Source organism: Leptospira alstonii serovar Sichuan str. 79601 (assembly GCF_000347175.1).
GTDB lineage: Bacteria > Spirochaetota > Leptospiria > Leptospirales > Leptospiraceae > Leptospira > Leptospira alstonii.
The window spans coordinates 1-25,644 of the sequence record NZ_ANIK01000071.1 but is presented as its reverse complement, the minus strand read 5'-3'; the positions used below and the strand labels follow the sequence as shown (position 1 = coordinate 25,644).

Genomic DNA, 25,644 nt, shown 5'->3' with positions numbered 1-25,644 from the left:
CGAGTGGATCAATGGGAAACAAAACGATGGATCTCAACGTAAAAGACAAACTTCAGTCCGGATTTTCCTCGATCGACAGCCTATCCCGTAATCTGCCGCCTCAGGTTCAGAAGACACTTTTATATACCGGAATCTCCTTGGCCGTGTTGGGAGTTTGCCTGGCGGTTCTTATCGGGATTCAAAGAGGAAAGGAAGGAGCGGCCTACGACGATCAAGCGAAAGAATTGGATCGTAAGGCATTGTTTTTGGAAGACATAGAGCGAAATTACAATCGTAAACGAAGATCGATTCGTTACGGTGACCCGGATCTTTCCCTAACGGAAAAATCGTCCCAACTCGAAATCGATCGTTACGAGAGAGAAAAACCCAAGAGCGGACTTTTACCGGAATCGAATATCCCCGAAGGAAAAGATCCTTTGAGGGATGGGAGAAGGGAAGGAGTCGGAACTCCGAAACTTCCGACCGAATCGGATGCACTTCCGACGGAAGATCGGGGAAGATCGCCCGAAGCAAATCGGAATCTGGACGATCCGGGAATGATTTCTCCGGAACGGGGAAATGGAAATTCATCCAACCAAGACCGTCCGAGTTTGGCGAAACCGCCTAAAAGTAAGAACGCCCTCGAACCTCGATGAAACTTTCGATTTTTCAGATCGTACCGATCTTGGTCATCACGAGTTCCTTGTTTGCGGACATGCCCCTTCCGTTTCCGGAAGAATCGGGTGTTTCTGAAACGGAGAACAATACGATCGACTCATCCGGAAAAAAAAATTTCGAAATTGTAAAACCGAACGAAACAAAAACGGAAGGGCCCGAATCGAAAGACATTTCTACGGAGGCTTCCGCGTTTTCCAAGAAAGATTCTTTGTCTCAGGATTTATCTTCCGAAGAATCTTCAAACAAAGAGTCCTTGCCGATCCAGGAATCAAAGACGACTAACGTTTCTTCATCCGAAACTTCCCAACCCTTACAAAATCCGTCCGAGGATTCTTTTCCCGCAAAAACGATTCTTCCGAATACGTCAAAGACAAGTTTGAAAAAAAAGAAGGATAAAAAGAAAGAGGATCCGTCCGAAAGCGGATATAAAAAAGGACTTTTACGTCTGAGAGAAAATCAGAGAAACAACGCAAAAAACGAATTCAACCAATCTTCCGGACAGGGAAAGTCTGCGAACGCATCCAGATTGGAAGACGCAAGATTGACCGCGGAAAATTCGAGCGACACCAATTCGATCACGGAACAGATCGATTCCGAAGATGAAAAGTGGCAGGCCGTTTTCGAGGTCGCTCGCGTTCTACGAGGAAACGGAAAAACTTCGGAAGCGGAAACGCAGTATCTCAAAATCATCACGGAGGCTCCCGAGAACTTCCAATCGATTTCCCTTCTTTCTTTGGGAGAGATGCTTTCGTCCACGGATCGAAAAGATTCCGCGAAAAGATATCTTTTACAACTCGTGAAACTTTTGCGGAAAAAGCCGGAGCTCGATCCCCAAAAGGATCAGTTGGAAAAGGCAGTAACTTTGATCGCGAGAATCTACGGGGATCAGGGAAAATACGAGGAAGCGGAGAATTGGGCCAAAACGTATTTAAATCGGCTGAATCCGGAAGCTTCCGAAAATTCTCCCTTTGTAAAAGAACTCAGAAGAATTTTGAAACGCAGATATTACTAAGCGGCCTTTTCAAAAATCGGGATAAAACCATACCTCAACGAAAGGGGACTCAATAGAACCGGTCCAGACGTTATACTTTTTGCTTTCAACGTTTTCCTTTACTTCATAGATACATTTGATTTTAACTTGATCGTTTTTTGGATTGGATCGATTTAATTCGCGGAGTTTCGGCCAGGTTTTTACGTCGAAATTTACATTCAAGATTACGAATTCGTTCGGTTTGATACTCCAATAATCCGGAAAGTTCTTATTCCATACCCGATCTTGTGTTTTGTATATCCTTATACTTTCCCGATTCGTTTGTATTTGGAAAGAAATATTGTTATAACCCCAGCTATTCCAATCCTTCCAAATGCGGACTTCCTGATCGGAAACGTTTTTTACCAATACATGAAAGATTATTTTATCGCTCGATTCATAAAGCATGAATCTTTTTTCATTGTCGTTTCCGGGCATAACGATCGAAACTTCCAAGGATTTTTTTGCGGCCGCAAAAAGTGTTAAAAAGAAGGTTCCTAAACAAACCAAAGAGATTACAAATATGGATAAAAGCTTTTTTGAAAACATTCCAGTTCTTTTTAAAAGATTTCTCTATGGATCGCGTTGATTTCTCAACTTCGTTGAGAGCCACTCGCTTTGTTGCTCGTTGGCTAAAACGCTCTCTATGGATCGCGTTGATTTCTCAACTTCGTTGAGAGCCACTCGCTTTGTTGCTCGTTGGCTAAAACGCTCTCTATGGATCGCGTTTTATGTAAGAGAAACGTTTACGTCCAGTTTTCCGAATCTGGAAAACAGGCTGATTCCCAAAGATGGTTTTCTAGGAATTTTTAAAGTTTCGTTTTTAGAATCGATGATGTTAGGCGCGGTGATTTCGATCGATTGACCGGAACTCGCGAAAATGTTCATCGCATTTCCGGTGGTCATGTTTGCGATTTCTCCCAGGATATCTTTGTATTCGTTTTTGATATCCTGTTCGCTCATTCCCGGCATCAGAACTCCGGCGATTTTATATGCGGCGTCGTAGTTAAGACCGTAGACCACTTCGCCGTTGAAGGTTCCTATCACGCCGATCACGATGGAAAGTTCGAGATTGGTTTCCGGGTTGTCTTTGATTCCGATTTTTCCCCGGATCAAATCCGTTTTCAGAACGTCTCTAAAAACGATCGTAGCTGCTTCGAGAAAGGGATTTACCAATTCAGCCCGAATTTGCATTATTCTTCTACCTTTTGACCGATCCTTCGTTCAATCGGATATTTTTCCTGGAGTGCCTGACTGATTTCCATAACGAACCCGTTCATCAGGTTCGGATTGTCTCTCAAATCGGGTCCCTGGGAATTATTGATTTTAGACGAATCGATTTCCAAGGAAGCGAATTCTACAAAAACATTTTTTTCGGATTCTCTATAAGGACCGCCGACTTTTTTAGACCCAAAACTTACGGTTGTCAAATCTTTAAGGAACTGGGTATTATTTCCAAGTCGGATGTTTTGGGTTCCGGATTTCAGTTCCCAGAGGTTCAAAAGGGATTGGTCGTTGAAATCCTGAACGTTTACTCCCAACAAAGAGGCGATTTTTTGGAGTCCGTCCGATTCTTCCTGAAGGGTTTTCAATCTTCCTTTCCATTCTTCCTGGGATTTGGAACGGAGTTCCAGGAGGAGTTTACTCTTTAAGAAGTTTTTCCTTTCTTCAAAAGTGACTTCTTTTCCGTCCGTATTCTTCGGTAGTTTTCCTTCTTTCTTTTCGTTCTCGTATTTTGCACGTAGAACTTCTTCGGAAACGGGGCTTTCTTTTTCGGAAAGTTTAGAAAGTTGATCGTCGGTATAAGAGACGATTCTAAGCCGAAATCTGGCGGAAGAGGATTCTTTTTGAACCGCAATTTCTCCGTCGGTTTTTTTGAGATCCGCATTGAGGAGGGAATCATAAAGTCCGCTCGCATTTTTACGATCGATTCGATATTCCATCGGGGCCGAGTTCAGGATTTGTCTGTAGATGGCTTCCGGTTTACGAACGTCCTCGTCGGAATAACCGGCTCCGTTCACCGATTCTTTGTAGATTCTTCTCGCCTCGTCGGAAAGTTCCTCGCGGATTCCGGCTTCTGAAACGGAAAATCCGGTTACATCCGCGATCTGTTTGGTTACCACCAAACTGCGGATCGTTTGAAACGCACAGGATTGAAGTGTGGACGGATCTTCCGCAAGAGAAGGGGCGATACTTCTGTATTGAAAGAAACAATCTCTTCTCGCGGCCTGAAAATAATCCATAGGGATGGAATAATCCCCGATTTTTCCGGCGTTCAAATTGGAACGGCCGGAGATCACGTCGAAAAAGCTTTTTTCGGCGTCTCCCGGAAGAAAGGTGATGATCAAACCACCCACAAGTATAAAAAGAAAGAAGGCAACAACTGCGCGAATGATTTTGTCTTTGAGAGAAACGTTTTCTAATTCCATGATCGTATCTGTAAACTTGAAAGGGTTTGTGTTTCTGTAAAGGAGAAAAGTGAGAAAAACGCTTCAGAAACCAGCTCCATCGACAGATACATAAAATGATGCTCTTTATCGCAATCGCACTCATCCTCGTGGGACTTCTTTGTTTTATCTATGTCTCTCTGAACCCGAACTCTTTTTCGGACGGAGGGCGATTCGGAGATTCCCGAAAGGGAAATTCGGAAAATAAAAGTATCAAAGGCGCGGAAATTCTCGCCGCTTCCAAACGAGTTCCGAGTTTGGAACAGATCGAAAAACAAAAACATCTGGAAAATCTGTTCGTGGAAGGAAGAAAAATCCCGCAACAGAACAAAGCCGCACAATCTTCTCCGTCCGAGTCTTTATATGAAAACGTTTCTTTGGTGGAGGAAGAAGCGGACGAGATGGAAGTGTCCTCTCCTTCCGGAACCTTGAAAGAATCTTCTAAATTTTCCTTTGTGGAAGAACAAAAACAGAAAGAGGAAGAAGTCAGAGAGATTCGTTTTGAAATCGACGGGATTTTATATTTGGATCAAAGTCGAGAACTGCCGTTTGAAAAACTCGCAAACAAAAAGGAAGAATTGACTCCCGACAAGTTGAAGAGTTTAAAACGAATCGGTCCGGGCAAATTGATCGAGAGTAGGGATTCTCTTTCTTTCGAAGCGTTGAACAGCAGTTATAGATATGCTTTTTCCGAAATCGAAAAGATTCTTTTTTTTGACGAGGGGATCGTTTTGATTTCTTCCAAGCCAAATTATCCGGTTCCGGTTTTTTTTACGAAAGAGACAAGTCATCTGAAATCATATCTGGAAAGTTCTTCGCAAACGTTTTCTTCTTGAAAAAGTCGATTTCAATTTAGAAATCAGATTTCTCAGTAACTTGTGAGATCCGCTTCTATCATAAAACCTAATCATTTGCCACTTGAAACACTTGCGTTTTATTGTATGATGTAAAGTCCTAAAACCTAATCACTTTCCCATATGGATCCGTTCAGCGACCGTCTACGTGAAGAAGTTTTGTCGTTTTAACGAGGACTCTCACCAGAATATAAAAAACGAGACCGCCACCGAATAATACAATTTGAGGAAGACGAATCGCCTCCAAAAGATTGCTAACAGGTTCGTTGAAATAAACCGCAACTAAATCGAAAACGCTGAATATGACAAGGATTCCGAAAAGGCTCGGGTATTCTCTTTTGATTACGTTGCGGATCGAAAAAGAAAGCGCCGGTTTTTTATAACCGCCGAACTTCGGAATAAATGCGGGAACGTTGTTCGCCCAGGAAAGATAAGCCTCTCCGAATTTTTTACGTAAGAATTGTTCTTCCGCGAACATAATTCTTTCGTAATATACCCAAAAGAAAAGAATAAAAACCGACGCGATCAGGAAGTTTTTTAAGAATAAAACGGCGCCGAGATACATCAAAAAATTTCCCACATATAAAGGATGGCGGATGACGGAATAAATTCCTTCTTGGTTTACCAGATCGGCCACTTGTTCTTTCGTATTCCTTCCCGAAGTTCTTGCTGGAGCGTAACCGATCACGTAACTACGGACGAAAAGTCCCAAAAGGCTGATCGTAAAACAGAAGGATTGATAGTAAATATGGTAGGTATAAGAATCGCCCGGAAACTGATAGAAGGGCAAAAGTCCGAGGCAGAGAATCAAAATGATTCCGGGGATGTAAGATCTCCAACGAAATAGAAAATTCCCCTGAGATTCGAATTCTTCGATCAAAGCCATGCTTTTGTCCTAAATTTTAGATTTCTTATGAAAGGAAATTGGAAGCCCTTAGACTGTCAATAGAGAATCGGTTCGAATCTCGTTGTAGATTTGATCATAAGCCTAAAGTGTATCTCGAAATAACTTGCTGATGGGCTTTAGGACTTTACAATATACATTAACGTGAGTTCGCTTAAGAAAGTTTGGGCATGTCGAGCGATCCATAGCGAGCTAGATAGCCAAAGGTTGGCTCCCGACGAAGTTGGGAAACCGCGCTTTCTACTCTAATCAAAAAATCGATAGATTACTCTAAAAGCGAAATGTTTTCGTCATTCCAATTTGTTGATTTTGCTTCAATCGTTTTCGCATCGGTTATACCGAAGTCACTTTATATTACAAAGGATTCACAACGGATCGTAGGTCTCGCGGAAAAATTCTCTTCGGTTCGAACTTTCTTCGAACCCGCGTAAAAAATCGGAATCCACCGCGAAAAAGATCGAATCGGAATCGGATTGAAAGACGGGTTCTTTTTCGGAAGTGTTTCCGATCCATTTCAAATTCAAAAAGGAATTTTGATCGAAACGAAATCGAACTTCAACTTGAAAACGATCCTTGCGATTTAGGGTAAAAATTCTTTCTTCGAACGGTTTTTTTAAAATCCTCTCCCCCTTAAGCGTAAGAATTTTCCGAACGATCTGAGAACAATCCTCGCCGGGACAAAGAGGCGAATCCGCAGGAATCGGTTTCCAACTTCCCGGTTCGATCTGTTCGATTTTAAGCGTAGCGTTTTTATTTTCGGAATAGTAAATTAGAATAGTATGAATTTCTTGTATGGAAACGTTATCCGGAATTAAACGACTCGAAAGGAAAAAGTTTTCATTTCCGCGTCCCGCAAGGGAGTTCAAATTTTCCTCCACCAACCAAATTTCCCCTGTGTTCGGATTTCTGACAAAGGTTCCGTTATCCGATTTTCCGGAAATGCCAATATCTAGTTTCTCGATCTCGCCGGATTCGGTTTGAATTTCCAACTTCAATTCCTCTCCGTTAAAACCGAATTCTTTCGAGTCGGATGAAATTTTCGTGAACTTTCTGATCTTTAAGATCGCATTTAAGAAGGAGGAGATTTTTTCCAAATCGGGTCTGGCTTCTATTTCTCGAATTTGAAGGGACCAGGTTCCGTTTTTTGATTCCAGAATCGCCTCGTGACCTTTTCTTCCGATTTGGATTCTTTCGATTTCGTTTCTCTTAAAAGGAAAAAACGGATCCGCGTTTTGATAGGTCTTTTGAAAGAATCCGAAAGGATCGGAGAGCAAAAAGTAAATCGCACCTAAAATCAGATTGGTCAAAACCAAGGTAAAAGCGATTTCTTTTCGAAAGAAACGATCGAACGTTGTATCGAGTTTTGTCCCGAACTTCATGCCGCGTTTCCGGCTCGTCGAGAATTTCTGCGCCTTATCCTGAAAAACGTATAAAGACCTAAGAGCAAAGGGATTCCCAGAAGATTTAAAAAACTGAACGTAATTTTTTCGTTTTCGGAAAACGGATTTAGTTTTAAAAAGGCGGACTTTTTCCCCCGGATCTGTATGAGATCCGTGTCCCCGCCGGATATATCCAGAGCATTCAATAAAAACGGAATATTCGATTCTTGATAGATTTTCCTCGTTTCCGGATAGGCTAAAAGATCGGATACGAGATAGGGGGAACCGATCACGAGAATTCGGGAGGTTTTTCCTTCGGAGGTTTGTTTCAGAAAAGAATTCGATTTTTTGAATGTTTTTGGAGCAAAGGGGAATCGGGATCGAAAACTACCTTCCAACACGGCGCCCAAAACGATTTTTTTATCGCCGCTTCGAATCGGAGTCGCAAAAATTCGTTTTTCTCCGAGAGCCACGACGGAAGAACGAACCTCCGCGTTTTCGGAGGACCATAGGATCGGCTCCATCGTTACGTTCGGTTGTAGATCCGGAAAAAGGGTCAGACTCGAAACCCAGGGCAAAAGCAGATTTTTTAAGGGTTTTGTAAAAACATTCTTTTCGCTTAACATTTTATCGGATAGGTCCGCTAAAATCCACGCCGGATAGGGATATTTTCCGATCACACCCGGTTCCACTTCCATCCAGGACCCGATCGAAAGGGAATGATTCGGGTCCAGAACAAGATCCGTGTTTACTCGAAAACCGTAATATTCAAAAATTCGATTTTGTTCCTCAATTTGCGGAGTCGGCTTCGCGATTCCTGCGCTGATCGAGTCCATTCCGATTCCTTCTTCCCGATTTGGAGATTCCAAACGAAAGTCCATGGATTTAAAAAGAAGAATTAGGTTTCCGCCTCTCATTAAAAATTGGTCGAGTTTGTAGGAGGCCGTTTCGGATAACGCGCCTCCTCCGATCCAGAGGAGAGTATGTAAGGAATCTTGAATGTCCTCTTTTTCGAGGCGGACTTCCGGAAGGACGCCGTATTCTTCTTTTAGGATCCGGTTCGCAAAAATCCCGATCGTATCTTTTCCGATTTCCGGACCCGTGTCGGCTGTGGACAAAGTCCCCGGAAGCGAAAGGATTCCGATTTCCGTATCGCCGGGTTTACGGATCATCTTTCGCAGAGTCGTTAAAATCTTATATTCGATTTCTTCCGCATGAAAGGCGACCGGAAGCGTTTCTTTCCGGGTTCCTAGGGTCAAGGTCAAACCGAAATAGACTTGTTTGATTTGAGAGGAACCTCGTTCTGTTTTTTCCAAGATTTGCGGACTAATTCCGGCTTCGATCGCCTTCTTTTCTTCTTCCATAGATCGATCCGGATCATGAAAACGTAATGTAACGTTCGAGACGCCCGCGATTTCCCTCAACAATTCCTTGGTCAGATCCAGACGCACCTTGTATTCTCCCGGAACACGGGAGGAATAATACGCGTCGATATAAAGGGGTAAATGCAGATTTTGAAGGATCTTTCGCGTGCTTTCACCGATCTCAAAACGTCCCGATTCGGAAAGATCCTTTCTGCACGCAAATCGGGATACGATTCCGTTTGAAAAAAGGAATATTAGAAAAATCTGAAAGAACAAAAACCAGGGATTGGAATTGAACCGGGTCAAAAAGGTCCTTATTTCCGAGATCATCGTTTCGACCTCAATATAAGAACGTTTGCATATACGAATAAAAGAATGAAGCTCAGATAAAAAAATATTTCTCTTCCGTCCAAGATCCCGAGACGAAACGGTTCGAAGTGTTTGGAAAGGGAAAGAAAGGAAATCGCGGTTCCAAAATCCGTTCCTAAAAATTGAAGAAAGGGTTTGTATCCCAAAAGAAAAAAGACGAGGCAAAAGACGAGTCCGAGGAGATAGGAACTGATCTGATCTTTCGTAAGGGACGAAACGAAACTTCCAAGGGCCAAATCGGCTCCGCCTAAAAGAAAAATTCCGAGATAACCCGCGGTGACGATTCCCGGATCCAAATCTCCCAAATAAAAGATCGTTCCCGGAATCAAAAACGTAAACGAAAGAACGAATCCTAAAAAGCTCCAGGCGGCCAGGAGTTTTCCGAGCACCAACTCCGAATCCCTCAAAGGAAGTGAGAAGAGAATTTCCAAAGTTCCGGAACGTTCTTCCTCCGACCAAAGACGCATCGAAAGTGCGGGGATAAAAATCACGTATAAAATCGGGATCCAGAGAAAATACGCATCCATACTCGCCGATTTAAAATCCCAAAAAGAACCGTCACCCAGTCCGAAGAAAAATAAGAACGAGGTTAAAAATAAAAAGAACGAAGCGAAAATCGTACCGACTGCCGAGTTGAAGTAAACTGAAAATTCCTTCCGAAACACGGTTTTAACATTATGGAAGAATGTTGGAAAATGTTCTGAATGTTTCATCGGGTCCGGTCGAAGGATTCGAAAATCGATTCTAAGGAATTTTTTTCCGGCGTCAGAGAACGAATCGGAAACCCTGCTCCTTTCAAGATCTGAAAAATTTCTTCCGACTGTGTTTTCAAAGAACGGATTCTAAATTCCGAAAAAGAATCCTCGGTTTTTCCGGTGGTTTCGATTTCGTAGCCGGTGTGAGAAAAAAAACTTTTAAACACGTTTAAATCGGTTTTCGCCAAAACCAGACAACCTTCTCCCTGAGAAATGGAAATCAAGGAAGAGTCGGCGATCAATTTTCCTTCGGATAAAACGAGAACGTGATCGCAGAGTTCCTCCACTTCTCGCAAAACGTGCGATGAAAAAAGAATCGTTTTCATTTTTCCTAATGTATGAACGAGTTCCTTCAGTTCGGAGATTTGAATCGGATCCAAACCGGAACTCGGCTCGTCTAAAATGATATATTCAGGATCTTGAATAAGCGTTCCGGCCAGAGCGGCTCTTTGTCTGAAACCTTTGGAAAGAAAACCGATCGGGCTGAAAATCACCGCCTCTAATTTCAACAAGGAAGAAACGAAATCGATTCTTTCTTTCAGAATTTTTGCGGGGATCGCTTTCGCCTTTCCTAAAAAAGAAAGATATTCGAAAACCGTAAGATTCCAGTAAATCGGAGAAGACTCGGAAAGGTAACCGATCTTTTTTTGAATCCGGATTTTGTTTTCCAAAAAATCAAGACCGTCGTACGAAATGGTTCCTTCGTTCGGATGTAAAGAACCCGTTAAAAGTTTTAGAGTGGTGGTTTTACCGGCGCCGTTACGTCCGAGCAGGCCCGTAATTCTTCCTTTCGGAATTTCGAAACTAAGACCGGAGACTGCGGTCCTTCCCGCAAAAGATTTTGAAATTTGACTAACTGAAATCGTTCCCATTGGGATTCCTGAGAGAGTCCCCGGAACTCGTAGAAAGAGGCAATCGTTTTTCGAAAACTTTAGAGACCGAGTTTACCGTCCACTTTGAATTTTTTGAGAATTTCCAAAAGATCCGGATTTAAGTTTTTGATTTTCATTTTTACGCCGTAGTTATCCAACCGATTTTTGACGGTCAGGAGTTTTGCGATTCCGCTCGATGTTATTTTTTTAACGGGATCTAAAAAAAATTCCACATCGGTTACGACGCCATTGGAAGCGTCCTGAGTCACTTCGTCGAAAATTTTATCATAACCGTCGACAACCGGAGTATCGATCGTTATCTTTCCGGACTTTCCTTCCACTTTGAATTTTGACATACGGATTTCCTAGTATCTTTCGACTTTTACTCGGGTCTCGACGGAAGAATTTAACATCCTAAAACTCTGATCGACGTTTTCGATTTCGTAAATTCATTTCCGTAAACGGCAGAGATAATTTACGAGAGAAGCGTCTTCTTTCAAAACCCAGTCTTTATAATCGGAACCTTCTTCCAAAAGTATGAGTCCGCATTTGAAAAGTAGATCGTGAACCGTATTTCTTGGGAAATATTTATGTTTATGAATTTCCGAAAACTTTTCTTTGGATCCTTTAGGAGAGAAGGTAAGAGTAGATTCCAAAGTGTTCGAATCCTCTAAGAATCGATTTTTCCATTCGATCCTATAACCTTTAACCCGTTCTACGAAGGTCTGTCCGTCGAAATGATTCTGAAAATTATAAAGGCTGCTCAGATCGAAAAAGAAAAGTCCTTCCGGTTTTAAATGTGCTCGAATTTTGGAAAAAACTTTTTTCAAATCCGATTCGCCGCTTAAGTAGTTGAATGTGTCGTGTGTGGAAAGGATGAGGTCGAATTTTCGCCCGTTCAGATTCAAATCGACTAAATCGGAATGAATCCATTCTCCGGAAATCGCTTTTTTTCCGGCAATTTCAAGCATTTCTGCACTGGAATCGATTCCGGTAAATGTAATGTTTTTTGGAAATTCTTCCCAAAGTCGACAGGTTCCGCAACCCAGATCCAAAACGGTTTTCGGGAAAATTATTTCCGAGTGAGTCGCGTAAGAAGAGAGAATAAATTCCGCCCAACGTTCGTACTGAACGTCCCGCATCACTGCGTCATAAACCGTCGAAAAGTCGGAATAGGGCTTTTTTTTAAGCATAATTTAATTTTTTCTTGCTCTTTTTACGATCTTTCGAATAGTCAATCGTAATTTGATGAGACATAATGTTTCCGGAAATTTTACGCCCGATTCCAAAGATGAATTTCTTTTGGAGCCGGTTTTTCTTATGTCTATGGTAAATAAAATTCAATGGGAATAGAATTACTCCTACCGTTTATAGCCAGCGTGGGAATTACAATCCTACTTCGAAGGCTGGATAAATCCAACTATAAACTCAGCCAGATCAAACGTTTTACCGGAAAAATTCAAGAAGAGTTGAGCGCCATCGCGCTCGAAAAGATCGGGTTGGTAAAAGACGCGGGAATTGATTTGGAAATCAGTCTCAAACAAACCCGTAAACTTGCAAACGACGTTCACGCCCTCAACGACGAATCCAGACAATTGCTCGAATCCATCAAAACCAACCGCGACTTTTTGGATGGAGTCGCACGCGATCTGAAGGAAGTCGTTCAACTTTCTTCGGAGATTCGGGAAGAATCCAATGCGATTCAACAGGGACTTCTTCGTATGGAATCCGGTAAGAGGGAAATCCAACTTTTAGACCAGAAAATTCTGGATTTAAGATCCGAAGCCGAGGCGATCCTCGAAGTTTTTTCCGATAAGGTCAACCTTCGTTCGGACGAACTCTTACAATCTCTCGCTTCCAAAATCGTGGAACTCGAAGAACTTTTAGAAATTAAAAACGATAAAATCGATCAGGGTTTGAACTCGATCGCCGGAAACTACAGAGAAAATTTGGAAGCACATTCCAATTCTTTAATGCGGGAATCCGTGGGAAAAATCGAACAACTTCGCTCCGAAGTGACCTCTCTTTTTGAAACGATTCGCAATCGGGAAGAGGATCTGGATCTTAGATCCGAAAAACTGCAAACCGTATTTTTAACCGTAAACGATAAACTCGAACGTTTGGATTCCCGCATCGAAGAAAAATCGGAAGCGGCGGATCGTAAACTCGAGGAAATGGCGCGACTCTCCGAAAAATCCGTTCAAGAAAAACTGGATCGAATCCTAGAACAAGTGACTCATTCCAAAGAAGCGTTTATCAACGGAGTCAAACTCGAAGTGGATGGAATTCGCAGAGAAATCGAAGGTATGAGTTTGGAGACGATGACTCGTCGAGACGAAATTCTCAACGAAACGAGACGTCAGGCGGAATCGATCAACGAATCCATCCAATTCTTCCAGGAAAAGTATCTGGAAGCGGAAAACAAACTTCTGCGTCAAGCGGACGCTCGTAAATCGGAATTGCTTCGTCAGATCGATACTTTCGAGGAAGAGTTCAACCGTATCAGCGGTAACCTCCGTAATGACGCCGATATTTTGAAAAAAGATATTTCCTTGGGTTTCAAGGAATTCCACGCGACTCTGGATGCCGCAAGAGAGGACGCAAAGGAAAAAACCGTTCACGGGATCGTTTCTCTCAAAGACGAATTTGATTTAGAACTTTCTAAACTTCATTCCGAAAGATCGACTTTGATCGCGCAGGATTTGGAATCGGTCAGGCAGTCCATCTCCACTCTGGATAAACAAATTTCGGGTCGGATCAAGGACGTGGATTCTTATCTGGGAGATCTTCAATCCGCTATGGAATCCAGCGCGGGCGATCTTTTGTCTCAGGTGGAAGAAAAGATAGATCTGCTTTCCGGAACCGTGGACGAAGAAGTCCGCAAAATCGATCAGAGATTCGAGAATCTTTCCCGTTATTGGGAAGAAGAGTTGGGTAATATCCGATTGAACGCTCAGGACCAGATGGGGCGTCTTCAGGAAAAACTCGGGGACGTCCACGTAGAAGGAAAGGGACTTCTCGAAGATTTCAAAAACGAATATAACATTCAAAAAGATAGAATCGAAGAATTCGTTTCCCGTTATAAATCCAATTTCCAAAAAGAAGGGGAGGTCGTTTCCGATCGACTCGGAGAATCCCTGCGGAGTATCAAAGAAGAAGGAAACGGAATTCTACAAAGTCTTCGGGAAGAATTTTCCGGAACCATCGATAAGATGGAACAGATCGTCAAAAAGAACGAGAAGGTCCTCGAAATTCACGCGGAAAAAATCCGAAACAACGTGGAATCCAATCTCGAAAACGCCGGAAGGGACGCCGAACGCGTGTTAGACCGTCTGCGCGACTCGGCGGAAGTTTTTTTTGAAAAACAGGAAGAGAAAATCAGCCGCTTAAACGATACGATCGACTCGAAAATTTCCAAACAACTTACATCCCTTATGGACAAGGGTCAGTTACAACTCGGCCAACTCGAAGAGAGAATCAGTAAATACATCCTGGACGTGAAAAAAAACCTGGAAGAATCTCTCAAGGTTTCCCGTAAAGACAACGACGATCAGATGAAGGGATTTCAAAAACAACTTCAAAATCAATTGCGCGAAATGGAAGCAGCCGCGGAAGAATTCTTACGCGGCGGCAAGGAAGAATTCAGAGGTTCGATGGACGAATACAAAGAACTTCAACTGGATCTGAAACGAGACTTAGAAGAAATTCGTAACGCAAAACAAAATCTTATCTCGGAAATCCGGGAAGAGTCCGAGAATCTGCGTTCTTCCGTTGAGGAGATCACCGATAAGATGGAGGAGCTCGGAGAAAAAACCGAACTCTTTCACAAAGCGAGCGAGATCGTGGATAGAACCGATTCTTATATTCAAACGATGGAAGGACTTCTTTCCAGAGCCGACGAACAAACTCCGTTGTTAAGCGAACTCGGAGAAAAGTTGGACGAACTGCAAAACTTAAAACATTCTCTTCTGCACGAAACGGAAGATTTAAAATTCAGACTCAATTCTCTTACTTCCATCAAAGAATCTTCGGATGATCTTCGCGCCGAGTTTGAAGAATTGCAAAGAAAATCTTCCGATTGGGAAGATACTTTTACGAGACTTCTCGAAGCGGGTGAAAAAGCCCTCGAGATGGAAGAAACGTTCGGTGATCTTACTTCGAGACTGGAAACCTTAGAATCCGTTCGGGAAGAAGTCAAAGGTCTTTTCGATGAAACGGACGCTCATAAAGAAGCGGCGAAAGGTCTTACCAACAAACTTTATTCTCTTCAAAACGACGTTGAAATTTTGGAAGCGAGGGAAAAGGAAATCGCCGAAACCGTTCGGAAGACCGACGATCGAATCGAGTCCTTGTTCCGTAAAAAGGAAGAAATTCGCTCCGTGGAAGCCAAGTTTGAAAAGATCGAAGATCTGATGGTGGATCTATCGGAAAGACATAAACAAATTTCCACCTTACAACATCGTATGGAAGACTTGAAGACGGGAGCCATCGTCGTTAAGGAAGATCTGGAAGGACTTTTAAGCGAAGCCGACGATAAGTTTGAAAAACTCTCCGGCTTTTTGGACGCGGTAGGCGCGGTTACGGAAGGAAATCCTCAATCCGGTAAATCGAAGGATTCCTCTAAGGATCACCTGATCCAAAGAAAGAAGGCTACCGTTTTAAATTTGTATCATAACTTTCAATGGCCCGCGGAAACGATTGCGGAAAAATTAAATTTAGAGACGGGTCTTGTGAATACGATTCTACAAAGCGAGTCTCTTAAAAAGAAATGAAATATTTCTTGACGATTCTTAACTTGAGCTCTATGTCTCATTTTATTTTAAATCGTACTCGAGTTTTGTATAAGACCGGATCTTTTAAAGTTATGGGTATCATTTTTTTTAAAACTAAGGTAAGGTCGCAAAGGGGAAAGTTCTAAAAGATTGTTCTTTTTCCGGGTTTCTAAAAAGAATGCAAACTGAAACCGAAAACGGACAAAAACAAACTGGACGGCCGTGAACCGGAGCAATATTGAAGATGGCACAAAAGAAGAAAACTAAGACAGAGAGGAAGAACTCAATGGCTGGAAAGAATGTCGAAAAGGAAACCCTGATCGTAACAAGCAAAGTAAAGGCTTACATTAAGTCTAAAGGATTTATGACTTCCGGAGACGCGATCGACGGGCTGAATGAGAAAATTCATCAACTGATCGATGACGCGGTGAAACGTACTGAATCCAACAAAAGAAGTACCGTTCGCCCGACTGATTTCTAATTCGATTTGATCTTCATCAAAAACAAGAGCGAAATCGAAAAAATGAGAGCGGCTGGGAAGCTGGCCGCTAAGCTTTTGGATTATATTTCCGCTTACGTTCAGCCGGGTGTTTCCACTCTTCAGTTGAACGACCTCTGCGAGGAGTTTACGAAAAAGCACGGAGCCAAATCCGCTCCGCTCGGTTATAAAGGGTTTCCCAAATCGATCTGTACTTCCGTAAACCACGTTGTCTGTCACGGCATTCCGAAAGCGACGGAGGTTTTGAAAGAGGGAGATATCGTCAATATCGATGTGACTCCTCTTTTGGACGGTTATCACGGAGATTCTTCCCGTACTTTTATCGTAGGCGGAAAGACGATCTCCGAAGTGGAGATTCTCGTCAAAGATACCGAGAGAGCGATGTACGTCGGAATCGAACAAGTAAAACCCGGCAATCGTGTGCACGATATCGCAAACGCAATCGATGATTTTCTAACGCCGAAAGGATACGGAATCGTAAGAGATCTGATGGGGCACGGAATCGGAAGGGGCTTTCACGAAGATCCGCAGATTCCTCATTTTCGCCAGAACCGAAAACTCGCCAAACTGGAACCGGGAATGATCTTTACGATCGAACCGATGGTAAATTTGGGGACGTGGCAGGTGAATTTTTCGAGAGAAGATCACTGGACCGTGACGACGAAGGACGGGAAGTGGTCGGCACAGTTCGAGCATACGATTCTCGTTACCGAAAAAGGCTATGAAATTTTAACCGTATCCGATTAATTGGGTGCGATGGAAACGATACTCGGTTATCTGAGCACTTTGGGTAGAGACGCTGTATTTTTTTTAATCAGTTTTGTTCTCTTTTATATCGGTAAAAAAATCAAGGATTGGATCGAACCCGGCGATCTCGATCGGGAAATCATAGTCAACAACAACACTGCGGTTTCTTCCGGTTTGGCCGGTTATTATTTCGGACTTACTTTGATCCTGCTCGTGATTCTATCCTCTCCGGGAACGGATTTTGTATCCGATTGTTTTCAAGTTTTATATTATGGGATTCTCGGAATTCTCCTCTTAAATCTTTCCTACTATATCAACGATAAGGTGATCTTTCGGAGTTTGGACTTTAACGAACTCGTGTATTCGGGAAAAAATGTCGCCGTAGGCGCCGTGGTATTCGGAAGCAGCATCGCTTCTTCGGTGATCATTGCGGCTTCTCTCAGCGGAGACGGTTCGGCGCTTGCGTTTTCGATTTGGAAGGATTTAGGTCTTTTGGAACCCGTTCAAAAACTTTTAGACGGAACCTTTCTCGGAATTTTATTTTTTACCATCGGTCAGGTCGCTCTCATTTTATTCACATTTGCGTATCGAAAGATCGTACCTTATTCCTTGGATGTGGAATTGAAGGAAAAGGAGAATCTGGCCGCCGGAATCTCCTATAGCGGTGCGTTAGTCGCTCTTGGAATCATCATTGCGAGAGCTCTTCATAAAGATCCCGTCTCCATGGAGCACGCGCTCTTTCATGTGTTTTTGGATTTTTTACTCGGATTGATCGTAATTCCTGCAGTAAGACTTCTTACGGACGCGGTCATTTTGCCGGGCAGTACTTTGAAGGAAGAGATCAGCCGAGATCAAAACGTAGGTGTGGGAATTTTGGAAGCGGTCGTACTCGTCAGCTTTGCGGGAATCTTATTTTACGCGGTATAAAAATTCACTTTTGCATCTAACGTGGATTTATGCAAAAATTTAAGAGTTTGTCCCAAAATCCGAAAAATTTTAACCCTGATCCCTGATTTCCTATCCACTGACCCCTAGTACGTATGCTCCTGCAAATTTCCCTCGAGGTTTTGGGATAAGCTTTAAGGCTTTCTATTATGTAGGATAGAGAATCTCAATAAAGTTCTCTGGAAGTATAAAGTTTCCATTCCAAGTGATACACTTTCCGGATTCCGTAATCGAATGCGTTTTTCAGGATTTGGATTTTATCTTCATTCGAGATAAAATCGATTGAATCCGGAACTTCCAGGGTTTTTAGAACCTCGGAACCGAGTTCGGTAAAAATATGTCTGTGATTGATATGAAACGGTTTCAAATCTCTTTCCCCAAAACCTTTCAAAGCGCCTACGACCGATGCGAATACGATTTGTTTGGAAAGTTTACGGTTTGTTTTAAGGCTTTTATTTTCTCGTTCGGAAAATTTTGAAACTGTAAGATTCTTTCCAATTTGGGAAAGATCCTTATCTTTAGCCGGTAGAGCGAGACGAACGGCCGTGACAATATCCGAATAGACGATGGAATCGGAATGATTGGGAAATAATTCGATCTCTTTTGTAGGAAGCTCGGTCTTTTCGGATAATTCTTTTTGCATAACCGACTTATATCAAGTTTATGATCGAAAGTAAAGAAATAATTTCCGAATTCAAAACGTTGATTGAAAACTGCGGTTTTGATCTTTACGGAATTTGCGAAGCCAAAATTCCGAACGAAGACAGAGAGAATATTCTTTCCTGGGTGAAGGAAGGAAAACACGGAAAGATGGAATGGTATCCTAAAAACATGGATCTCCGTTTGGATTTTAAGAATCTAGGATTTGATCCGCTTTCCGTCATTGCACTTGGTGTTATCTACAACGATCCGGAATACGACGAGGTCAGCAAAGGAATGCCGTTTCGGTTTTCCAGATATGCGATCGGTGAAGACTACCATCGTGTTTTGCGTCGGCTTGCAAAACCTCTCATTCAAGAATTAAAGCGAAAATATCCGAATCACCGATTTCGTCAAGGGGTGGATTCTCTTCCCCTGCCCGAAAAGGTTCTCGCTCGTCTTGCGGGTCTAGGATGGAAGGCGAAGAACACGAATCTCATTCATCCGGATTTTGGGTCTTTCTTTTTTATCACTGTGATTCTCACGGACTTGCCGATTCATATCGCGCATATAGAAATCAAGGATCGTTGCGGCACCTGCACGGCTTGTATCGACGCGTGTCCTACCGGCGCTTTAAAACCTTATCAAATCGACGCGGGAAAATGTATATCTCATCATACGCTGGAGGATTCTTCCGATACGATTTCCGATACGAAAGGTTGGATTGCAGGTTGTGATATTTGTCAGGACGTGTGTCCTTGGAACCGGGTAAAAGCGTTTAAGAAAGGAATTAGAACCGAGTTGGAAGAATTTAAAGTTCGATCTTATTTTAAGGAGAATCCGGATTCGCTTTTAACTCTGAACGAACAGGAATTCAAAGAAACCTTTTCCGACTCCGCCATATCCAGGATGAGTTTTAGAATGTATCAAAGAAACGTAAAGAAGGTGAGCTCTTAAGAAAGTTTGGACGAATCCGGCCTTGAGAAGGCCGGACCGCGCTTGAACTCAATGTTTCTCCCTACGGGTCGAAACATAATGCTCCAATCAACAAATTGATAGATTGCTCTAAAAACGAAATTTTTCGTCATTTCAATTTGTTGATTCCGCTTCAATCGCTTTCGCATTTGTTATACCGAACTCACATTAAAGAAGGTAAAAAATAAAATCTAAAAAATGTAATATTTATCTTTGAAATAAAGAGACTTTATTCATTTTGAATAGAAAAAAATCAATCTTCTCATTCAAAACTTGAAATCTCTTTGATTTGGAAGAAGGGGAAAAATTTTAGATTTTTAAAACGAAGAAGGGCCATCATCGCTTTCCGTTTGCAGAACTCAATTTAAAAAGAAGTCGTTCGAGTAAAAACGACATTCTTATTCTATCCTGAAACGAAAACAAACCCAAATTCGGATCCAATCGTGCAAACTCGAATCGAAACGAACTTCGGTTCGAGTTTTGAAAATTCTGTTTCCGGTGGAAAATAAATCAAAATAGAACACTGAAATTTTTCTTTAAAAAACATTTTCCACAAAGAATCCTTTCGAATTATAAAAGTATGATTTAAAACGAAGAGAATTTCGTAAAAAATCCCAGAGATCTTAATTTCATCAGCGGCTTCCGTTTCTTGATCTTCCCGGAATATGACAAATCTTTTCAACTTTCGAATATTCATTTTCACTTACGCTTTTCTGTTTTATTTTTTTTGGATTCGACATTGAATTTGATTCCCATCCCGATCTTTCTAAAGAAGCACGTCATTTCTCATTTTATTCCCTCTACAATAAAAATCTTGCTCTCCTCCTTATGCGGTCAACGGTGTCCTAATTTTAGGAAAATTTGGATCACTAAATATGCGGAACGATTTCGATTCGAATGGAATTTCCTGTTCAACCGTTCCGATTTTTCAGATCATTCTAAATTTTATCGAAGTCAGTCCAGGAGCGGTTTGAATGACTCTATCCAAGATTTTGCGAATCTTATTTCCGGAAATCCAGATGTACGATTTTGTTAAAGAGCACGGTTTTATCGTAAAAAGAAAAGAAACCGTTTCCCCACAAACTTTGTATGGAAGTGGGACTCCTCAATCCGCTTCCTCCTCTAATTCTAATTCTTCGTTGTCCTCTCGAAATCATCAGAACCAAAGTCCTCTAGATGAAAAATTCTCGACCGTATATTATGGAATCACTGCCACTATTTTAGAACAGGAAAAATTCGCACAGGCACTCACAGGCGCTTTTAAACTTCCATATCTCAATCCGAGCGAAAGACAGGGAAAAACATGGAATACGATTCTTGTCGCCGGTCCTCCGGGTACGGGAAAAAAGAAGGCTTTGGCACAGGTCGCTTATTTTTTATGGAAAGCGAAACTGATTTCCAGCGAAAGTCCTATCGAACTCGATCTGGCAAAATATTCGGAAAGAAATATTCATACGCATTTTATTTTAGATATTTCGAATGCTTTTTCAAAGGAAAAGGGAATCGTCTGTTTTTCAAACTGGGAACGGGCGCATTCTCAAATTCAAGAACATCTTGTAGAATTACTGGAGAACGGTTTTTTCCGCACGGATCAAGGCGTCAAAATCCAAGCCGAAAACTATTACGTGGTACTGTATTTAGACAAAGGCCCGAAAGAAAAAGGGCCCTACGAATCGATTCCGCAATCCATGATCGATTTTATTCCGGCGGCATTTCGAAAACACCTGCGTTCTTTTGCGATTTCTTCTCCGTTGAGCGAAACCTCTTTGCAAAAGATATTTCAAACCAAATTGGAAGAAGCACGAATGGACCTGCGGGTTGCAATACAGATTCAGACTAATTATGAACCTACTTTTGTAAACGAAATGGTCTCTTACTTGGAAAAAGGAAATCGAGGAGGGGAATCCATTGAAGAATGGGTAAAACAATCCTTTCAGGAAAAAATTCAATCCCTCGTCGCGACAGATACATTGGCAAGGGGAAGCGCAATTTCGTTGTTCATCAAAGACGGACAACCGTTTGCTCGAAACGACGCACAGGAATGGCTTTTAAAACCGACCTATTCCACTCAGGTCGAAACCGTTGAGGATGTTCTTGCCGAATTGAACAAGTTGGTCGGCTTGGAATCGGTCAAAAAAGAGATCAATCGTTTGGTCAGCCTGACTTCGCAAAGACGCGAACGGGAAGCGCACGGTCAAAGTGTAGGACCTCTTACTCTTCATCTTTCTTTTACAGGAAATCCCGGAACCGGAAAAACAACCGTAGCAAGATTGATTGGACGACTCTACAAAGCGATGGGACTTTTAAAAGAAGGGCATACGGTTGAATGCGCTCGTCAAGATCTTGTAGCGGGTTATGTGGGTCATACTGCTCCACAGACGATGGCGAAGGTAAAAGAAGCCATGGGAGGAATCCTTTTTATCGACGAAGCTTACGCTTTGATTCAGGATAAACACGATTCTTTCGGCAAAGAAGCGTTAGACACATTGCTCAAGGCAATGGAAGACAATCGGACCGATCTTGCCGTCGTAGTCGCGGGATATACAAACGAGATGAGTCAATTCATGGATGCGAATCCTGGAATGAGATCAAGAATCCCGAATGTGATCGAATTTCCGGACTATACTCCCGCGGAAATGCTTTCCATTCTCAAACTTCAATGCGGAAAAGATTTTGCAATTCCATCCGAATCGGATCGAGGACTTCTCGAACTTTTTGAAATGAAGCAGATACCGGGGCGAAACGATTCCGGAAACGGAAGATTGGTTCGAAATTTATTTGATGAAGCTAGAAAACGCCAAGGCGATCGACTCTCGAAAATTTCTTCCGCCACCGCTGAAGATTATAAAACTCTACTTCCGGAAGACTTTGGAATCGGTAAAAAAGAAACATTCAATCTTGAGGCGGCATTTGCCGGCATCGTCGGATTGGAAAAAATTAAAACCTTTGTTCGGTCCTTGGAAAATCAAGTGCGATTGGAGAAGATACGAAAAGACGCAGGACTTGGCGGGGATTCCGGTCAGAGACTCAATATGGTTTTTTCGGGAAATCCCGGAACTGGAAAAACGACAGTCGCGCGACTTTTGGCGCAGATGTTAAAGGAAATCGGAGTATTAAAAAAAGGGCATTTAGTCGAAGTAACTCGTAAGGATTTAGTCGCCGAATACGTGGGACAAACCGCGGGTCAAACTGCCAAAGTGGTTCAGGACGCGATTGGAGGAGTTCTTTTTATCGACGAGGCTTATCAACTTGCGGAGGATTCAAACGGAGGTTTCGGAAAAGAAGCGGTAGATACTTTGATTCGAGAGATGGAGAATCATAAGGATAACTTAGTCGTTATCCTTGCCGGTTACACCCAAGAAATGGAAAACCTAATCAAGGTGAATCCGGGGTTACGTTCTCGAATTCCGATCAATATCGAATTTTCCGATTATTCGCCGGAAGAGATGGTTTTGATTACGGAGATCAATGCAAAAAAGAAAGGTTTTGCAATTGAGGGCGAGGTCATTCAAAGATTGCCGAAATTTTTCGCCGAACGGCAAGTGGCCGGTAAAAACGAATCGGGCAACGGAAGACTCGTCGACAATTTGGTAGATTCTGCCAGACGAAGACAATCCGAAAGAATCATGAATTCCTGGGCAAAGGAAAACAAAAATTCAAAATCCTTATCCGAACAGGACAAGAAAGAATTAAACACCCTCACGTTGATCGATTTTGAAATTGAAAAACCATCCGACGGTAAAGACGCGCTTTCCCAATTGAACGCAATCATCGGCCTGGACAATGTCAAAACATTCGTTCGAGAAATTTCCGCTCAAGTCGAAATCGCGAAATTACGCGGCAATATGGGAATCACATCCGGCGGAAGACAAAGTCTCCACATGGTGTTTCTTGGAAATCCCGGAACTGGAAAGACTACCATCGCGAGAATTTTGGCGAAACGATTGAATGAAATCGGTGTGATTCCCGGATCCACGGTTGTCGAAACGGATCGTGCAGGTCTTGTAGCGGGATACGTTGGTCAAACCGCAATCAAAACAAGCGAGAAAATACGACAAGCCCTAGGCGGAGTGTTGTTCATTGACGAAGCTTATGCTTTGGCAAGAGGCGGTCAAAACGATTTTGGTAGAGAGGCGATCGACACCATCGTTAAAGCGATGGAAGATCATCGCGAAAATCTAATCATCATTCTTGCAGGTTACAGCGCGGATATGGAGAATTTTCTGAATACAAACGAAGGACTCAGATCCCGTTTTCCGAATCTCATTACGTTTCCGGATTATTCTCTCGAAGAACTGATCGCGATCGGGAAATCCATGTTAAAAAGTAAGGGTTATGTTCTGTCGACGGGAGCCGAGCAAAAATTGATCGCAGTTCTGAAATCGAAAATCTCCGAAAAAGATTTCGGAAATGCAAGAGGGGTTCGAAATGCGGTCGAAAAAACGGAACGAACTTTCTCAAATCGTTTGATCTCTTTGCAGCAGAGCGGACAAGTTCTGACAAAGGAAATTCTTACTACGGTTCAACCCGAAGATCTGGAGGGAATCTAATAGAAATGAGAAAATCAAACGAAACGATCAAACAAGAAAATAAGCGTATGTTTCTATTTGATCAAATCACCTCTACAAATTCGATCTAATTGTCATCTGATAAGGAATCAAAGCGCATGGAACCGACCAACTTCATTCAAAAACTACAACGTATAATTTATATTTTTTATTCTATCATCTTCAATCTCGGAATGGCATTGTTACTATTGATTTTTATCTTCGGAACGATTGGAGAACTTATAAATATCCGAAAAATTATAGAAACGGAAGTACCGGCTTATGGAGTATCCTTTATCGCTCTTGTATTTTTCGGATCTCTCATTTATTTCGGAATGAGGGTCAAATATCTTCGCTATCCGTATGAAAGAGCCCCCGTATTGGCTCCATTGATGTGCATAGCGTTTATTATGTTTTCTGCGACTGAAATCGGATTGTCCATCATGAACGGATGGGCACATTTCAACGTGATCGGTAAAAAGACGGCAATCGTTCTGACCACAATATTTCTCATCTCTGTCCGCGTCGGCTTATCTTTTTGGTATAGTAAATATCCAATTCATTCATCACAAAAGGAAGATTAATATGAAGGAATCTTTAGACAAAAAAGCGAACGAACAAAAACAAATTGATCTTTCTCTTCAATCATCGGAAAAAGAAAGCAATCAACAATCCAGCGCCAATCAGGAAAAAAATCTGAATACCAATCCGGTAGAAGTCAAAAAGAAGACTCAAAGTTCGGACGATCCGTTTTTAAAAAGATTTAGAAACACAATTCTCGTTTTAACGGGAGTTGCTTTGACCTCGGCGATTTTCTTCTCCTCATTTTTACCGGAGACAAACCTAAAAATCCCCGCAAACCAGATAATGGAAAATATAGCTACAGGATCTAAGATAGCAGGAAACGACGCAGACTCCGCCTTGGTTCCAATGGATTTCACTCTGGAACTTTCAAAGTCTTCCGATGGAGGAGATTCCAGAATGCTCGTTTGGGATTTCGCAGCGGAGGACGGGGACGAGGTTGAAATTATCGTAAATGGAAAGCCTCTCGGTGCTCCCATTGTGATCTTAAATAGTCCTGCCGTCTTTTCGATTCCGGTTCCTTCGGTCGTTCAAATTCGAGGCATCAAAGACGGAGGTGGAGGAATCACGTATGCCGTATTTTTTCCTGGAGACAAATTGGCTTATTTCAACGTAGCGCCGGTGGGTGGATTTAATACATATACAATCACCGTAAAGCCGTAAAAAGAGAATCAATTCTTTATCTCAGAGTCGACATTTAGAAGGAGATCCGAAAACGTTTCCTTCTAATGCTGGACTTCCCCCGAATTAGTGGACGCGGTCGTGCAAACGAAAAAGGATAAAAGCATGGCTCGTAAAACACGATATGACGAAGAATTCAAGAAGAACACGGTTGAACTCCTGATAAAATCCAGGAAATCAATGACCCAGATCTCAAAAGATTTAGGAGTATCTGTAAATACTCTGATTAATTGAAAGAAAAAGTATCTAACGGATGACGGCCCGTTCCAAGATGAACTTCGAGCAGAGAATGAACGTTTAAGGAAAGAACTGATGGAAGTAAAGGAGGAGAGGGAGATCTTAAAAAAGTCCGTGGCCATCTTCTTGAAACCAAGGAAATGAAATATACATATATAAAAAAGAATCATTCCCCTGTAAAGAAGACATGCAAGATTCTGAATGTATCAAAGAGCGGTTACTATGAATGTTTGAAACGAGAAGATAGCGAGAGGGTAAAGTCCAATCAAAAGTTGGACGAAAGGTTCGGATTCTATTTGAGGAACATGAGAATCGATCCGGGTATCTGCGAATTCATCAAGACTTACGTTCGGAAGGTCTTGTTATATCTAAGAATCGAGTTTACAGAA

General features: G+C 42.2%; 22 protein-coding genes and 1 pseudogene. 12 read left to right on the top strand and 11 right to left on the bottom strand.

The features are described 5' to 3' along the window. The first annotated feature begins 26 nt into the window (after nucleotides 1-26). Both LEP1GSC194_RS14465 and LEP1GSC194_RS14460 read left to right on the top strand, forming a co-directional pair. Nucleotides 27-635, top strand: a complete 609-nt coding sequence (locus tag LEP1GSC194_RS14465) for an LIC_11485 family protein (protein WP_020774277.1) — start codon at nucleotides 27-29, stop codon at nucleotides 633-635. After that, a complete protein-coding gene (locus tag LEP1GSC194_RS14460; protein ID WP_020774299.1) occupies nucleotides 632-1,669 on the top strand; it encodes a tetratricopeptide repeat protein in 1,038 nt (345 codons plus the stop codon). The genes LEP1GSC194_RS14465 and LEP1GSC194_RS14460 overlap by 4 nt, the downstream gene beginning before the upstream one ends. 9 nt (nucleotides 1,670-1,678) lie before the next feature. Here LEP1GSC194_RS14460 and LEP1GSC194_RS14455 read toward each other — a convergent pair whose 3' ends face one another. The 3 genes from LEP1GSC194_RS14455 to LEP1GSC194_RS14445 form a co-directional block, all read right to left on the bottom strand. Next, complete coding sequence (locus LEP1GSC194_RS14455) at nucleotides 1,679-2,236, bottom strand: hypothetical protein (RefSeq protein WP_020774289.1); 558 nt, start codon at nucleotides 2,234-2,236, stop codon at nucleotides 1,679-1,681. Nucleotides 2,237-2,416: 180 nt separating this feature from the next. Next, nucleotides 2,417-2,881 carry a chemotaxis protein CheX gene (locus tag LEP1GSC194_RS14450; RefSeq protein WP_020774267.1) on the bottom strand — a complete coding sequence of 155 codons (465 nt, stop codon included), beginning with the start codon at nucleotides 2,879-2,881 and terminating at the stop codon, nucleotides 2,417-2,419. Further along, the gene (locus LEP1GSC194_RS14445; RefSeq protein WP_020774316.1) at nucleotides 2,881-4,116 is read right to left on the bottom strand and encodes a hypothetical protein; all 1,236 of its coding nucleotides are present in this window, start codon (nucleotides 4,114-4,116) and stop codon (nucleotides 2,881-2,883) included. The genes LEP1GSC194_RS14450 and LEP1GSC194_RS14445 overlap by 1 nt, the downstream gene beginning before the upstream one ends. Before the next feature lie 95 nt (nucleotides 4,117-4,211). Between LEP1GSC194_RS14445 and LEP1GSC194_RS14440 the strand changes: the two genes are divergently transcribed. Further along, the gene (locus LEP1GSC194_RS14440) at nucleotides 4,212-4,970 is read left to right on the top strand and encodes an LIC_11490 family protein (RefSeq protein ID WP_020774280.1); all 759 of its coding nucleotides are present in this window, start codon (nucleotides 4,212-4,214) and stop codon (nucleotides 4,968-4,970) included. Between the two features lie 151 nt (nucleotides 4,971-5,121). Here the strand turns inward: LEP1GSC194_RS14440 and lmtA are convergent, their stop codons facing one another. From lmtA to LEP1GSC194_RS14405, 7 genes and pseudogenes are all read right to left on the bottom strand, one after another. After that, the gene (lmtA, locus tag LEP1GSC194_RS14435) at nucleotides 5,122-5,874 is read right to left on the bottom strand and encodes a lipid A Kdo2 1-phosphate O-methyltransferase (RefSeq protein WP_020774340.1); all 753 of its coding nucleotides are present in this window, start codon (nucleotides 5,872-5,874) and stop codon (nucleotides 5,122-5,124) included. 383 nt (nucleotides 5,875-6,257) lie between these two features. Then, nucleotides 6,258-7,271 carry a DUF4340 domain-containing protein gene (locus LEP1GSC194_RS14430; protein WP_020774301.1) on the bottom strand — a complete coding sequence of 338 codons (1,014 nt, stop codon included), beginning with the start codon at nucleotides 7,269-7,271 and terminating at the stop codon, nucleotides 6,258-6,260. After that, a complete protein-coding gene (locus tag LEP1GSC194_RS14425) occupies nucleotides 7,268-8,965 on the bottom strand; it encodes a GldG family protein (protein WP_036043151.1) in 1,698 nt (565 codons plus the stop codon). Before LEP1GSC194_RS14425 ends, LEP1GSC194_RS14430 begins: the two co-directional genes overlap by 4 nt. Further along, complete coding sequence (locus LEP1GSC194_RS14420; protein WP_020774308.1) at nucleotides 8,962-9,717, bottom strand: ABC transporter permease; 756 nt, start codon at nucleotides 9,715-9,717, stop codon at nucleotides 8,962-8,964. Before LEP1GSC194_RS14420 ends, LEP1GSC194_RS14425 begins: the two co-directional genes overlap by 4 nt. Further along, nucleotides 9,714-10,631, bottom strand: coding sequence for an ABC transporter ATP-binding protein (locus LEP1GSC194_RS14415; RefSeq protein ID WP_020774263.1), 918 nt, complete (start codon nucleotides 10,629-10,631; stop codon nucleotides 9,714-9,716). Before LEP1GSC194_RS14415 ends, LEP1GSC194_RS14420 begins: the two co-directional genes overlap by 4 nt. A gap of 59 nt (nucleotides 10,632-10,690) precedes the next feature. Further along, nucleotides 10,691-10,987: an STAS domain-containing protein gene (locus LEP1GSC194_RS14410; RefSeq protein ID WP_020774393.1), complete on the bottom strand. Its 297-nt coding sequence runs from the start codon at nucleotides 10,985-10,987 to the stop codon at nucleotides 10,691-10,693. Between the two features lie 58 nt (nucleotides 10,988-11,045). Further along, nucleotides 11,046-11,824 (bottom strand): annotated as a pseudogene (locus LEP1GSC194_RS14405) (class I SAM-dependent DNA methyltransferase). A gap of 150 nt (nucleotides 11,825-11,974) precedes the next feature. On the opposite strand from LEP1GSC194_RS14405, the gene LEP1GSC194_RS14400 reads away from it, so the two are divergent. The 4 genes from LEP1GSC194_RS14400 to LEP1GSC194_RS14385 all read left to right on the top strand — a co-directional run bounded on the left by LEP1GSC194_RS14400 (nucleotide 11,975) and on the right by LEP1GSC194_RS14385 (nucleotide 17,576). Further along, nucleotides 11,975-15,403 carry a SpiroCoCo family coiled-coil protein gene (locus LEP1GSC194_RS14400; protein WP_020774331.1) on the top strand — a complete coding sequence of 1,143 codons (3,429 nt, stop codon included), beginning with the start codon at nucleotides 11,975-11,977 and terminating at the stop codon, nucleotides 15,401-15,403. Nucleotides 15,404-15,689: 286 nt separating this feature from the next. Next, nucleotides 15,690-15,884, top strand: coding sequence for a hypothetical protein (locus tag LEP1GSC194_RS14395; RefSeq protein ID WP_003008197.1), 195 nt, complete (start codon nucleotides 15,690-15,692; stop codon nucleotides 15,882-15,884). Between the two features lie 6 nt (nucleotides 15,885-15,890). Then, nucleotides 15,891-16,649 carry a type I methionyl aminopeptidase gene (gene map, locus LEP1GSC194_RS14390; RefSeq protein WP_020774318.1) on the top strand — a complete coding sequence of 253 codons (759 nt, stop codon included), beginning with the start codon at nucleotides 15,891-15,893 and terminating at the stop codon, nucleotides 16,647-16,649. A gap of 9 nt (nucleotides 16,650-16,658) precedes the next feature. Continuing rightward, nucleotides 16,659-17,576, top strand: coding sequence for a DUF350 domain-containing protein (locus LEP1GSC194_RS14385; RefSeq protein WP_020774349.1), 918 nt, complete (start codon nucleotides 16,659-16,661; stop codon nucleotides 17,574-17,576). Nucleotides 17,577-17,760: 184 nt separating this feature from the next. On the opposite strand, the gene LEP1GSC194_RS14380 is transcribed toward LEP1GSC194_RS14385, so the two are convergent. Then, on the bottom strand, nucleotides 17,761-18,237 hold the full coding sequence (locus LEP1GSC194_RS14380) for an LIC_11502 family protein (protein ID WP_017807939.1): 477 nt from the start codon (nucleotides 18,235-18,237) through the stop codon (nucleotides 17,761-17,763). Nucleotides 18,238-18,257: 20 nt separating this feature from the next. On the opposite strand from LEP1GSC194_RS14380, the gene queG reads away from it, so the two are divergent. The 5 genes from queG to LEP1GSC194_RS23465 form a co-directional block, all read left to right on the top strand. Beyond that, the gene (gene queG / locus LEP1GSC194_RS14375; protein ID WP_020774328.1) at nucleotides 18,258-19,190 is read left to right on the top strand and encodes a tRNA epoxyqueuosine(34) reductase QueG; all 933 of its coding nucleotides are present in this window, start codon (nucleotides 18,258-18,260) and stop codon (nucleotides 19,188-19,190) included. Between the two features lie 992 nt (nucleotides 19,191-20,182). Then, nucleotides 20,183-23,758: an AAA family ATPase gene (locus LEP1GSC194_RS14365; protein ID WP_036043150.1), complete on the top strand. Its 3,576-nt coding sequence runs from the start codon at nucleotides 20,183-20,185 to the stop codon at nucleotides 23,756-23,758. A gap of 116 nt (nucleotides 23,759-23,874) precedes the next feature. After that, nucleotides 23,875-24,339: a hypothetical protein gene (locus LEP1GSC194_RS14360; RefSeq protein WP_020774362.1), complete on the top strand. Its 465-nt coding sequence runs from the start codon at nucleotides 23,875-23,877 to the stop codon at nucleotides 24,337-24,339. A 1-nt stretch (nucleotide 24,340) separates the two neighbouring features. Then, nucleotides 24,341-25,000 (top strand): hypothetical protein, encoded by a 660-nt coding sequence (locus LEP1GSC194_RS20875; RefSeq protein ID WP_020774309.1) that lies wholly within the window; start codon nucleotides 24,341-24,343, stop codon nucleotides 24,998-25,000. Nucleotides 25,001-25,544: 544 nt separating this feature from the next. Beyond that, nucleotides 25,545-25,644: IS3 family transposase (locus LEP1GSC194_RS23465; RefSeq protein ID WP_332306701.1), on the top strand; the 100-nt coding region annotated here is incomplete at its 3' end.